This window comes from Ectothiorhodospira lacustris (assembly GCF_022227785.1).
GTDB lineage: Bacteria > Pseudomonadota > Gammaproteobacteria > Ectothiorhodospirales > Ectothiorhodospiraceae > Ectothiorhodospira > Ectothiorhodospira lacustris.
In genome coordinates this window covers 1-11957 of the sequence record NZ_JAJNQM010000090.1, presented here as the reverse complement: position 1 = coordinate 11957, position 11957 = coordinate 1, and the positions used below count along the sequence as shown (strand labels likewise).

Here is an 11957-nt window from a genome sequence, read left to right as displayed (position 1 = left end):
TTCAAAAATTCCCGCTCTGTTATCTGGCAAGGGTTGCCGAGTCAGCTTGAAATAGCTGCTGTAATCAAGTAATTCGAGCACTTCATCACCGGTCGCATATTGCCTGGCCAGCGCATGCTCCCAAGTATACGGACGAAGCTTCTCGATCAGCTGTTGATAGCGTTCCGGGTAATCGGTCAGCTTTGGCGTGGCGCTGCCAATCCGGATATACGGAATATTCTTGAAAGCGACTGGCGCCGACGTGGCAGCGGGAATTTCCAGCAGTCGTATCTGCCCATCAGGGTGAACCACCGTCCTGAACTCGAATGCAACACTCGGTTGGAGCTGGCGTGCGAGCCAGAACGCCAATTCCTGACCATGCGCCTTCTGAGTATCTGGGTTAAAGACAGTGCCAATAACTCTGAGGCTCTGATCTTCCACACCCCACAGCATATAGGCCCGGTCCTTGCCGGCAAGTCGGGCGGCATTGGCAAGGGCCGAGCAGCGGACACCGATGCTGTCCGGATCCACATTGTCTTTTTTGAACTCCAGCCAAGATGTCTCCGATCCAATCGCCAGTAACTCATTAATCAGGTCCACATCACGCTGGGGATTCATGAGTCACCCGTTCTGCGGAACCATCCAGAAATTCCGGACAGTTGCTTCATGCTCAAGCTCGCTTTCGAGTTGAACTGGTAAGAAATTCTTACAAGTTGGGCGGTTCACCCACCGGCGGAACTTGACGGCACGGCCTGAGTTGACCCGGCAGCCGAATGAAATGATCGCGTGAAAGTTGTAGTGCTTGACGTGCCGCCGAACCTGCCGCTGGCCTTCCTGACGAAGGACCGAGGATTCCTCGGTAGTTGCCTCTTCCAACAGTTCATCGTCAGCGTAGATGTTCTTGAGATGCAGGCCGATATTGTCCGTCGAGGTATCAAAGACGTCAGCCATTTGCCGTTGTGAGAGCCAAACCGTCTCCTGATCCGTATCCAGACGGACCTCGACGGCCGTGTTGGCTGCGTCGTAGATGATAATCGGTGTCTGGTGTTCCTGGGTCATGTGACTGGCTCCTCCCTGAGAGCATCGTTGAGGCTTATCGGGTCTGCTGTCAGCTCGCCCGAAAAGGCCTTTTGTAGCATGGATTGTTTGAGCTCGGAAAGCGCATGAAGCTTACTGCGATACATGGACTGAACTTCTTGACATTGAACCAAAAGCTCAGATACCTGATCAACTATTTTTCTTTTTTCCGCTAGCTTTGGCACGGCCATGTCCTTCTTTATGCCTTTTTAACGAACTCAGATTTGAGCTTCATTGGACCGATGCCATCGATTTTGCAATCAATATTATGATCACCATCTACCAACCTGATGTTTTTGACCTTGACTCCAACTTTTACCACGAGGGACGTTCCCTTAACTTTTAGATCTTTAATCACAGTAATTGTGTCACCATCACTCAGCAAGTTTCCATTTGAATCCTTTACTACTATACCAGCGTATTGCTCCTCACCTTCTCCTGCCTTCCACTCATGGCCACATTCAGGGCAAACTAAAGCGCCTCTATCTTCATATGTAAAGCTGGATTTACAACCTGGACAATTAGGTAAATTACTCATCAGTCAACTCTCAAATGTCGTATCGGAAAACACTTGCCATCGATGTGCGTACGTTGATGTGCGTACGTTGATGTGCGTACGTTTAGGTTTAGCTGAGCCTACAAGGGCCTGACTCCGTGACTTGAACTACCACACCTTCTTGCCCGAACTGACGGAGTAACGCTACCAACCAATATTGCTGGTTAGAAGGAGTAGCTTTAAGTTCCCAAGGCCCTCACCGACAAGATGGCCGGTGAGCCCCAGCCCGTAGCTGGCTCATTCATCGATGAGAACCTGCGCAGCACCCGCAGTGACCGGCTATGCTGCGCCTCATCGAGCGCAAATTCGGCGCCCGGGCCAGGATTGTACTGCCAACAGCATGTCCAGCAGGCCACTGAAGCTCGATTATCCCAGTGGATCGACAAACATCCTCACCGCTGAAAGCATCGAAGACGTCTTCCAGAACGATTCCTCCCTGCAGTAATCCGCTGTCGGCGGCGGGCCATCGACCCGAGAAAGAAAGGCGCCATCGCCAATACCCTACCCCCGATCCTGCAGCGGCTGGAACTCACCCCGGATCAGTGGCTGGCACGGAGTACACAGTTCGAGGCCCGGTACCGGCAACAGCGACGACGATCAGTGGCCTGATAGCCCTCCCCCCTGTCTCAATGGTTTCCATTCTGCGGTCATGTGCCGAGGATTGTCCTTGGACACGGCTCCATCTTGATGATGTGCGCACAAATGGCGCACATTTGACAAAGTAAACATCCGGAGGCCGCCATGCCAACTCCTGCCAAAAACACCCGCCTGCACATCCGCTGCGATCAGGAGATGCGCCGCTTGCTCGACAAAGCTGCGGCCTATGCCCATATGAGCGTGTCTGAATTTGTGCTTCGGAACGCGGTCGAGCAGGCGCGGGCGGTGGTGCAGGCGCACGAAGCCATCACCCTGTCTCAGGATGATTTCGCGGCTTTCCTGGATGCACTGGATACGCCGGCCACAGCCAACCCGGCGTTGCAGCGCGCGTTTGCGCGCCACACCCAGCATGTGCAGTAAATGACTTATTCCATCCGTCCGCTTGACGCCGACGCACGGACGGCTGGTTTCAAGGGACCGCTAACGCCGGGCAGGGCACCACACGTCCGGCTTGCCTATTCATTCAAACGACTGTTAGAGTTCCCCTTGATGATTATCAAACCATGATGCCGCCGGGATCGCTCCAGGGTGTCCACGGCAGGCCGACGTCACACCAAGGGAACTCGCATGAAAAAGACACCCAACCCCGCACCCACCCGACCCGGCCAGCGCGTGGCGGTGGTGGCCGGGCTGCGCACGCCGTTTGCGCGGCAACTCACCGCCTTCCGGGACCTGTCCGCCATTGATCTGGGCATTCTGGTCACCAGCGAACTGATGGCCCGCACGGACCTGGACCCGGCGCTGGTGGAACGGGTGGTCTACGGTCAGGTGGGGATCCTCCCCCAGGCCCCCAATATCGCCCGCGAAGTGGTGCTGGGCGCTGGCCTGCCTGCAGGAACCGATGCCTACAGCGTCTCCCGCGCCTGCGCCACCAGCCTGCAGAGCACCGTGGACGTGGCCGCCGCCATCGCCCGCAACGAGATCCAGGTGGGACTGGCCGGCGGCGCCGATTCCACCTCGGTGCTGCCGCTTCAGCTCAGCGCCCCCCTGGCCCGCGCCTTCATGCGGGCCAGCAAGGCCCGCTCCCTGCTGGACAAGCTGCGCTGCTTCAAGGACATCCGCCCCGGGCATCTGCTGCCCAACCCGCCGGCGGTGGCGGACTATTCCACCGGTCTGCGCATGGGCGATATCGCCGAACAGATGGCCCGCAATCACGACATCGGACGGGCGGAGCAGGATGCCCTGGCGGTGGCTTCCCACCACAAGGCCCACCAGGCCTGGGAGGCGGGACACCTGCAAGCCGAGGTGATGACCGGCATCGTGCCCCCCTTCCGGGAAGTGATCACCCGGGACAACACCCTGCGACCCGATACCAGCCTGGAACACATGGCACGCCTGCCGCCAGTGTTCGACCGTCGCCACGGCACGGTCACCGCCGCCAATTCCAGCCCGCTCACCGATGGCGCCGTCAGCCTGCTGCTGATGACCGAATCCCGGGCGCGGGCACTGGGTTTCGACCCCCTGGGCTTCATTCGCGGCTGGGCCTTCACCGCCATCGACCCCTTCAACGACGGACTGATGGGTCCGTCCCATGCCACCCCCCTGGCCCTGGACCGGGCCGGCATCCGGCTGCAAGACCTGGCACTGGTGGAGATGCACGAGGCCTTCGCCGCCCAGGTACTCACCAATCTCAAACAATGGCGGTGCCCGCGCTTTGCCCGGGAGGTCCTGGGACGGGACACCCCCATCGGCGAGGTGGACCCGGATCGCTTCAACGTACTGGGCGGCTCCATCGCCTACGGCCATCCCTTCGCCGCCACGGGGGGACGCATGATCATCCAGACACTGCGCGAACTGCGCCGCCGGGGCGGCGGACTGGCGCTGACCACCGCCTGCGCCGCGGGCGGCTTGGGCGCAGCCCTGATCCTGGAGGTGAACTGATGAATGCCTTTCACATGCAGAAGGATGACCGGAACGTGGCCGTCATCACCGTGGACCTGCCCGATGAGCGCATGAACGTACTCCGGGCGGAGATGGTGGACGAATGCGGCGCCCTGCTGGATACCCTGGCACGGGACAACACCCTGCGGGGCGTCATCATCACCAGCGGCAAGCCGGACAACTTCATCGCCGGGGCCGACATCCGCATGCTGTCCGCCTGCGACAGCGCCGAGGACGCCGCCGCCCTGGCCCGCGCCGGACAGGCCCTGTTCGACCGACTGGAGGGCTTCCCGGTGCCGGTGGTGGCCGCCATCCACGGCCCCTGTCTCGGCGGCGGACTGGAACTGGCCATGGCCTGTCACGGCCGGGTGGCCACGGATCATGACGCCACCCGCCTGGGCCTGCCGGAAGTGCAGCTGGGCCTGCTGCCGGGGAGCGGCGGCACCCAACGGCTGCCGCCGCTGGTGGGCCTGCCCCAGGCCCTGGACATGATGCTCACCGGACGCCAGCTGCGCCCGCGCCAGGCCCTGCGGCAGGGACTGGTGGATGAACTGGTGCCCCCGCCCCTGCTGATGCAGGCGGCCCGTGCCCGGGTGCAGGCCCTGACGGACGGGAAACAGACCCGCCGCCGCAGGGCCTGGCACCAGCGCCTGCTGGAAAACAACGCACTGGGGCGACACCTGGTCTACCGGCAGGTCGGCAAGCGGGTACACGCCCGCACCCAGGGCAACTACCCGGCCCCGGAACGCATCATCGACGCCGTGCGCACCGGCCTGGAATCCGGTCGGCGGGCGGGGCTCGCCGCCGAGGCCGGGCATTTCGGGACCCTGGCCATGACGCCCCAGGCGGAGGCGCTGATGTCCCTGTATCTGGCCGGCAATGCCCTGAAAAAGGCCCCGGTCACCTCGCCGTCGGCCACCCCTCGTCCGGTGCGGACCGTGGGCGTGCTGGGCGCGGGCCTGATGGGGGCCGGGATTGCCCATGTCACCAGCACCCAGGCCGGCAGGAACGTACGGCTCAAGGACGTGAGCGCCGAACGGCTCAACGAGGCCATGGGCCATGTCCATCGCCAAATCCGGACCCGGCAGCGGCGCCAGGGGCTAAGCGACTTCGAGGCGGGACGCCAGCTGAACCGCATCACCCCCACCCTGGACTACAGCGGCTTTGGTCGTCTGGACATGGTGATCGAGGCGGTGTTCGAGGATCTGGCACTCAAGCACCGCATGCTGGCGGATGTGGAGGCCCATTGCCCGGAGACAGTGATCTTTGCCACCAACACCTCGTCCATCCCCGTCGCGCAGATCGCCGCGCCGGCCCGGCGGCCGGAACGGGTCATCGGCATGCACTATTTCTCGCCGGTGGAACGTATGCCCCTGCTGGAAGTGATCGTCACCGACCGCACCGATCCGGAAGTGATCGCCACCACCGTGGCCCTGGGCCGGGACCAGGGCAAGACGGTGATCGTGGTTCAGGACGGGGCCGGGTTCTACGTCAACCGCATCCTCGCCCCCTACCTGAACGAGGCCTGCCATCTGCTCATGGAGGGCGTGCCCATCGACCACATCGACACCACCCTGGTGCGGTTCGGCTTCCCCATGGGGCCCTTCGCCCTGCTGGATCAGGTGGGGCTGGACGTGGGCGGCAAGGTGGGACCCATCCTGCACGAAGCCTTCGGTGAACGCATGCGCCCCTCACCGGCGGGCGAGCGCCTGCTGGCCCAGGGGCGTCAGGGCCGCAAGTCCGGCAAGGGATTCTACCGCCATGATCGCCGTGGGCGCGGTGCCCCCAAGGTGGATGCAGCGGTCTACACCGAACTGGGGGTACAGCCCGGGCAACGCCTGCCGGCCCAGGAAATCATCGACCGCACCGTGCTGCCCATGATCAACGAGGCGGTCCGTTGCCACCAGGAAGGCATCATCCGTCACCGGCGGGACGGAGACATCGGAGCCGTCTTCGGCATCGGATTCCCCCCCTTCCTGGGCGGACCGTTCCATGAACTGGCCCGGCGGGGACCGAAAGCGGTGGCAAAGCGCCTGAACGAACTGCAAAGCCGTCACGGGGACCGCTTCGAGCCGGCACCCGGGCTGGAGAAGGTGCTGGAGGGGGATGGCGGTGCTTCACCGGCACGGCCATGCCCTTCAGTGGGATCGGTCCGGTGAAACCGCTGCTGCCGTTTGAAGGCGCATTCGCCGAACGAGAACAACCCGGCATCCCGTTTGCCTTCGAGGATTATCTGGCCCTGGTGGACTACACCGGTCGGGCCATCGACCCGAGAAAGAAAGGCGTCATCGCCAATACCCTACCCCCGATCCTGCAGCGGCTGGGACTCACCCCGGATCAGTGGCTAGCACAAAGTACGCAGTTCGAGGCCCTGTACCGACAACAGCGACGACGATCAGTGGCCTGATAGCCCTCCCCCCTGTCTCAATGGTTCCTCTCTGCGGTCATGTGCCGAGGATTGTCCTTGGACGCTGCTCATCGCCGGGGTAGATATCGACGGAAATCAGGACACGGTCGTGGCTCAGGAGCCGGAAACTGGAGGAAACCCGGAACAGGGGCACTCGATGTAATGGGTAATCAACCGAAAAATCCACCAAAAAACTCAAGATGACTCATGAATGCCTGTCCCTAGATGATGTCGGGGGAGAAAAACCCCCGGCTATCCGATTAGCATTTTTTTGAAACATGAATTATTGCTTTTCCTTGCTTCACGTCTCTAGCAAAACCGTCCGCGACCAGCATCTTTAGCATTATTGCAGATGGCCTATAAAGCCTTGCCTTTATTTTTGCGCCAATTGGAATTCGATCGTTTACATGCTCCAAGATTGACTTGCCAATGCCTCTATTCCGAAAGCTCGGTTCTACTGCGACCATGTACAGCTCGAACAAGTTGGATCTTTCTTCTATTAGCCAGTAAAAGCCCGCCCTCACGCCAGCGTCAAACGACACGTAGAACCACGACGGGACTTGGCCACTAGACGTTGGGCTGCATCCTGTGGTGATGCTGTCGAATATTTGTTTGTAAAGCCCGGGGTGTGCAATCGGAAAAAGAAGGTCGGAGTTAAAATGGCCTGCGTTGGCTTCTCTCTGTATCGAGTCAAAAATAAACTTTATGTCAGCCAATTCGGCAGGATGCAGACCCGCGTTGGGATTACCGATTTTAGTTCCATCAACTCGTGCATCGGGTTTTTCTTTCTTGCCCCCGATCAATCCTCGCAAATAGTTCAGCAATGTTTAACTCCCTTGCATGCTCGCGCTAACGCCCGGCACACACGCCGATTTGGAGCCGCAAAGCGGCGGAAAAGTGGTCGCCATCATGCCGCTTATTATGGATTCTCCACGCCGAGCATCTTTTTAAAATATTTGATTATTTGAGAAAGATTCTCGACAATCGATTCCGCTGCTTGAATTTCTCTCTTTGACGGCCTGTAATCTGGAGTTTCAGCCGTTGATGCGCCCCAGTGATTTTCATTACATTCAAATATAACGCCCCTAATCTTATCCAACACTGACTCTGGGAGTGCATAGCTATATTTTTTTAAAAAAGTATCTAGTTGGTCAATAAGGCCTGACATTCCAAATACAATTTCCTCACTGGCCTCATGTGCATCATACTCTCTGCTAGGCCAAGCGGTAGGAGTAAGTCCATGATTTATTATTGAGAGCTCAGTTAGTGCTTTGAGCTGACAATCGTAGACCTTCTCCTTCTTACGTATCTCGAATTCGATAGCAACCTTTTCAAGCTCGGCTTTATTCCTTTGATCTTCGCTTCTTAAGTTAGCCCAATTAGATATTACTCCACCCATGATTGCCAAAAAGCCCGAAACCAAAGCGATAATAGCTGGGCTTTCGTACCACGATTTACCAGCAGTGAATGCTGAAATAGCGGAGATCAATTCACTTTGTAAGTTTATATCAAGTTCCAATGAAGCCTCCTTATTAACCCGGCAATTAAATAGCTACACTACTGCATATTGAATGGATCCAGCCCGGAAATAGCTCGCAACCCGCTTGGGCAGTTTTTGCAGTTTGCGAAGATGAGACAGTGCTTTCTGTTTCAATTGATCCTTGTTTCGCGCTGGCGGACCTTTGTGAACGCCTGCTTTCAGGTCACAGTTCAGATATTCATCAGGATTCAACTCAGGAGAATACGGTGGTAGATAAAAGACTTCGATCTCAGCCGAATGATCGCTTAGCCATACTTTGACCTTGCGCGCATGATGAACTTTGAGATTGTCCAGAATCAGAAATATCTTGCACTCACTTCCCCTGATCAGGCGTCTCATGAAATCGATCAGCAAATCCGCATTCATGTTGTCTTCATAAATGCGAAAACGAACTTTGCCTTGATTGGTCACCGTCGAGATCAGATTGATGGATGCACGCCTGGCGTTCTGCCTCAACACCGGCGTTTGACCCTTGGGTGCATAGCCACGCACGTGCTGGCAGTCCGTCCTCAACCCCGTCTCGTCTCCCCAGTGGATCTCCGCCCGTTCCGCCTTGGCGCGGCTCTGGATCTGGGGATAGTCCACCGCCAACCACTGTTGCACATCTGCCGCGCGCTGCTCATAGGCTTGTTTCTTTCGCGTTTGCACTGTGAATCCCCACCGCTTGAGGTATTCACCCACCGAACGAGTCGGCATCCGCAACCCGGTCTCCTGCCTGATCAACTCCTGTACCGCTTCTCGCGACCACAAGGCATAGGGCATTTCCAGTTGATCAGGCGTGTGCTGCCTTAGTAGTTCTTGCAGATCGGCTTCTTCATCCGGTGCCAGCTGTCTACCAGAACCCAGACGGCGACCTCGTTGTTGGCGAAGCAACGACTCCACACCTCCTTCGCGATACTTTGCCAACCAGCGGCCTACCGTCTGATAATGAACGCCCAGCTGTTCTGCAATCTCGCGCTGACTCAAGCCGTTCTCGGAAAGACGAACCGCCGTCTTGCGCTTCTCTTCCTGCGCCGCAGGGTGTAGGGTTCTGGCATCATCTTTTTTCATGCATCAAATCATAGCACAATATGGATCTATTTAGTTGCCTGGTTAATAACCCTTTCCATGCCAGGACTTTCACCCGGCCAGATGCGCCGCGCTCTGCGGCAAATTTGGAGCGCAGCGTAAAATTTGTCCGACAGCAGCGATTTGTTAGATTTGTATGCTCGATACACCGCCGCAATTTTTCTATAAAGCCGCATGACGGCCCTTATGCACAACCTCAACAAACCTCCGAAGATCCTCTAGACGATCATCGCTTAGTGGTATTGTTGATAGGAGTTTGGTGACATACTTGGGACCATGGCTGCCGATTTCTGGACAAAAATTCTCTATTTCACCAACAGGAACAAGGTAAATCCCGATGTCCTCTAGCTTCCCCCTCAAATCGTTATAATCCTTCTGTGCATCGCCTCTCGGTATTCCGCGTGAACCATATTTTTTCACCTCAGACCAAGATTTCCCTTGCTTCATTGCCTCTATTACATCACCTTTTGGTAGCTTGTCTGGCTCCGATTGTTCCAATATAGATACAATATCCAATTTGATCTGCTCTATAGTCTTTGGTTGAACTCCATCTCTAACTGCAGCATCTACACGACTCCAAAGAGGTTCGATATCAACCCATACACCTCCAAACGCGTTGACGGTAGCTTCCACTAAGCTTCGCTCTGCCAAAAAATCAATATCAAAAACAGCCTTAATAGGAACACCTATCTGGCGCAGTACACTTGCGACCTTTGGAACCCCATGCTTACCGCCAGTAGGGACGTAAGAAGTATCTTGCCACAAATCAGTAGAGGTAGTAGAAATGTAGTCAGCGACTGAGTTTATCAGCCTACAATCACTGTCATCTTCGCAGATAATAGTTTGCTCGTGAAAAATTCCCTCAAGTGCATTCGAGTAACGAAGCTCAGGCTTTTCCCAAAGTTCCCTTATAACATCCGGAGATGCTTCAGAAACCAAATTTGTATTTCCCTCTCTGCGAAGACGCAGAATACGAACATTCCCCTGAGTGCCTTCTAGAAATCCGCGCATAATATCACTGCTATGTGTGGCAACCAGCAACTGACCTTTAACCTCTGAAGATAGAGTCTCCCCCAATCGTCTCATTTGTGGCGGGTGCAAGAATGCTTCTGGCTCATCAATTAGCGTTATGTTGCGATTAGCAACAACAGCTTCGAAAAGAATGCCCGCATAGCTTTTCATGCCATCACCTTGTTTATCTAACAAGGGATTCTCTCTTACAGCATTCACATAGGTATTGCTAACCCGATCAGTTACATTTTCGATTTCCGGAATTTCTCCTACATGAATTGGTAGCTTACTGCCACCGCGAAAATCGAACATAAGGTATTTGCCAAATGCGCGGCTAAACAGCCCACTTATTTTTTTCATCAGTACTTCATCATCATAAAGCACATGCTGCGGCTTAGACTTTTGGTCTCCGGGCGCGATACTGTTTTGTTGGTCACAAATTCTTAACCGATCATCCGCAGCAATCTTCCTTACAAAACCACCTGCTAAACCTCGAATCAAAAAAGGTTGCTGCCAAAATTGAAGATGATTCTCTCTAATCTGCCAATCTTCAAACCTATATGTTTCGTCTACTAAATCGGCATTATTCGCCAGAAAATCACGAAGCACTTTGATATCGCCAGACTTCGATACTGCCAAGTCGGTGACTACCAGATTGCTCGGTTTGACTCCATTTTGGCAAATAGAAAGTATTTCCCGCAGTGATTGAGATTTGCCACTATTGTTAGGGCCAACAATAATAACCTTCTCATTTTCTTTAAGTACAAACTTGTCTCCACCAGAAAATGTCATTTCGCTGATGAAAGCCGATGGTTTACTTAACCCTTCTGGCATATCAATATTCCTAAAAACAGAAATTTATTAGGCTGAATCATTAAAAATCTAACGCCCCAAGCAGGGGCATATTTTGCGTTTTGAGCGCAGCGAAGCAAAATATGTCTCGCTGCCTTGGATTGTTATGAGCTTTCCGGAAACTCTACAGGGACCTTAAACTGAAGCTTGGCTGTATGGCTTGAGGAAGTCGAACTATCACCTTTTATCCCTCCACCAACTACGGCGGCAACCACATTCAATTTCGCTTCACTTCCTTCTTTCTCAACTGCGTTTACAGATACTTCAAAATCAATCAACTGACGATTGCTTAGCCCTGATTCATACCACCCAAGAGATCCACCGGCGAAGCGTGAAGCAACTTTTCCGCCACGTACCTCAGCCTGCGCCTCTGAGACTCCATCCATTATGTTTTTGATTGATTCTTTCACGAAATCCTTGAGCTCCATACTTCATTCACCTTTTAGATATCTGTAGGGCCACAACTCATAACATATAAGCGTTTATCCGCTGTGCGCAGCATGGCGGATAAACGTCTGTTGGACGAAGCCATGTACCGCACATCCTTATAATGGGGATTGTATTGTTGGCGGCGGGCCAAGCAGGCCATGAGCGGCGCTTTGGCAGGTGTGGATTACCTGTGCGGGTTCCTTCGGCCACTGTGGAGCCATGCTGGGGGATCCTTGGCAGGTGTGTTTTGAATGAACATAGCCTGATTGTTGGCCCGGTTTCAATGTTTTGCCCGCACTCAGCCCCGGCCTTTCCGGAGGCCGTTGTCAGCCTGCTCCGTCACCCGCTATTTTTCAATCACTTAACATCGTCGTACCTCGAGCGTGGGACATGGGACAGGACGCGATATTTCGGCAATGACATGCAAACGACCTTTCCGGCATCGGGGACAAGGATACCCGGACGCTTCCTTGCGCGGCGCGGCGGTGGCTGCCGGTGGA

At 55.5% G+C, this 11957-nt stretch carries 11 protein-coding genes and 1 pseudogene; 4 read left to right on the top strand and 8 right to left on the bottom strand.

Going from position 1 to position 11957, the window contains the following annotated elements:
- The 3 genes and pseudogenes from LQ952_RS13835 to LQ952_RS13825 form a co-directional block, all read right to left on the bottom strand.
- On the bottom strand, positions 1 to 597 hold a 597-nt coding region (locus LQ952_RS13835; protein ID WP_238623214.1), incomplete at its 3' end, for an AlbA family DNA-binding domain-containing protein.
- A gap of 99 nt (positions 598 to 696) precedes the next feature.
- A pseudogene (rhuM, locus tag LQ952_RS13830) lies at positions 697 to 1038 on the bottom strand (RhuM family protein); the annotation flags it as partial.
- A gap of 217 nt (positions 1039 to 1255) precedes the next feature.
- Positions 1256 to 1594: a zinc ribbon domain-containing protein YjdM gene (locus tag LQ952_RS13825; RefSeq protein WP_200176632.1), complete on the bottom strand. Its 339-nt coding sequence runs from the start codon at positions 1592 to 1594 to the stop codon at positions 1256 to 1258.
- Between the two features lie 759 nt (positions 1595 to 2353).
- On the opposite strand from LQ952_RS13825, the gene LQ952_RS13820 reads away from it, so the two are divergent.
- The 4 genes from LQ952_RS13820 (at position 2354) to LQ952_RS13805 (ending at position 6557) form a co-directional block, all read left to right on the top strand.
- Complete coding sequence (locus LQ952_RS13820; RefSeq protein ID WP_238623212.1) at positions 2354 to 2629, top strand: type II toxin-antitoxin system TacA family antitoxin; 276 nt, start codon at positions 2354 to 2356, stop codon at positions 2627 to 2629.
- Positions 2630 to 2836: 207 nt separating this feature from the next.
- Complete coding sequence (gene fadI, locus LQ952_RS13815; protein ID WP_238623211.1) at positions 2837 to 4150, top strand: acetyl-CoA C-acyltransferase FadI; 1314 nt, start codon at positions 2837 to 2839, stop codon at positions 4148 to 4150.
- Positions 4150 to 6309: a fatty acid oxidation complex subunit alpha FadJ gene (gene fadJ / locus LQ952_RS13810; RefSeq protein ID WP_238623210.1), complete on the top strand. Its 2160-nt coding sequence runs from the start codon at positions 4150 to 4152 to the stop codon at positions 6307 to 6309. The genes fadI and fadJ overlap by 1 nt, the downstream gene beginning before the upstream one ends.
- A complete protein-coding gene (locus tag LQ952_RS13805; protein ID WP_238623209.1) occupies positions 6306 to 6557 on the top strand; it encodes a hypothetical protein in 252 nt (83 codons plus the stop codon). The genes fadJ and LQ952_RS13805 overlap by 4 nt, the downstream gene beginning before the upstream one ends.
- A gap of 260 nt (positions 6558 to 6817) precedes the next feature.
- On the opposite strand, the gene LQ952_RS13800 is transcribed toward LQ952_RS13805, so the two are convergent.
- The 5 genes from LQ952_RS13800 to LQ952_RS13780 form a co-directional block, all read right to left on the bottom strand.
- On the bottom strand, positions 6818 to 7381 hold the full coding sequence (locus LQ952_RS13800; protein WP_238623208.1) for a GNAT family N-acetyltransferase: 564 nt from the start codon (positions 7379 to 7381) through the stop codon (positions 6818 to 6820).
- A gap of 95 nt (positions 7382 to 7476) precedes the next feature.
- Positions 7477 to 8076 carry a hypothetical protein gene (locus tag LQ952_RS13795; protein ID WP_238623207.1) on the bottom strand — a complete coding sequence of 200 codons (600 nt, stop codon included), beginning with the start codon at positions 8074 to 8076 and terminating at the stop codon, positions 7477 to 7479.
- A gap of 33 nt (positions 8077 to 8109) precedes the next feature.
- Positions 8110 to 9147 carry an IS630 family transposase gene (locus tag LQ952_RS13790; RefSeq protein ID WP_238623206.1) on the bottom strand — a complete coding sequence of 346 codons (1038 nt, stop codon included), beginning with the start codon at positions 9145 to 9147 and terminating at the stop codon, positions 8110 to 8112.
- 180 nt (positions 9148 to 9327) lie between these two features.
- Positions 9328 to 11010: an ATP-dependent nuclease gene (locus tag LQ952_RS13785; RefSeq protein WP_238623205.1), complete on the bottom strand. Its 1683-nt coding sequence runs from the start codon at positions 11008 to 11010 to the stop codon at positions 9328 to 9330.
- A 122-nt stretch (positions 11011 to 11132) separates the two neighbouring features.
- Entirely contained in the window at positions 11133 to 11456 is a 324-nt protein-coding gene (locus tag LQ952_RS13780; RefSeq protein ID WP_238623204.1) for a trypco2 family protein, read from the bottom strand.
- Positions 11457 to 11957 lie beyond the last annotated feature (501 nt).

What these genes read in the sequence shown, in the direction of transcription:
- LQ952_RS13780 (WP_238623204.1), bottom strand. Translation starts at nt 11,456, where the DNA reads ATGGAGCTCAAGGATTTCGTGAAAGAATCAATCAAAAACATAATGGAT.
- LQ952_RS13825 (WP_200176632.1), bottom strand. Translation starts at nt 1,594, where the DNA reads ATGAGTAATTTACCTAATTGTCCAGGTTGTAAATCCAGCTTTACATAT.
- LQ952_RS13785 (WP_238623205.1), bottom strand. Translation starts at nt 11,010, where the DNA reads ATGCCAGAAGGGTTAAGTAAACCATCGGCTTTCATCAGCGAAATGACA.
- fadJ (WP_238623210.1), top strand. Translation starts at nt 4,150, where the DNA reads ATGAATGCCTTTCACATGCAGAAGGATGACCGGAACGTGGCCGTCATC.
- LQ952_RS13820 (WP_238623212.1), top strand. Translation starts at nt 2,354, where the DNA reads ATGCCAACTCCTGCCAAAAACACCCGCCTGCACATCCGCTGCGATCAG.
- fadI (WP_238623211.1), top strand. Translation starts at nt 2,837, where the DNA reads ATGAAAAAGACACCCAACCCCGCACCCACCCGACCCGGCCAGCGCGTG.
- LQ952_RS13790 (WP_238623206.1), bottom strand. Translation starts at nt 9,147, where the DNA reads ATGAAAAAAGATGATGCCAGAACCCTACACCCTGCGGCGCAGGAAGAG.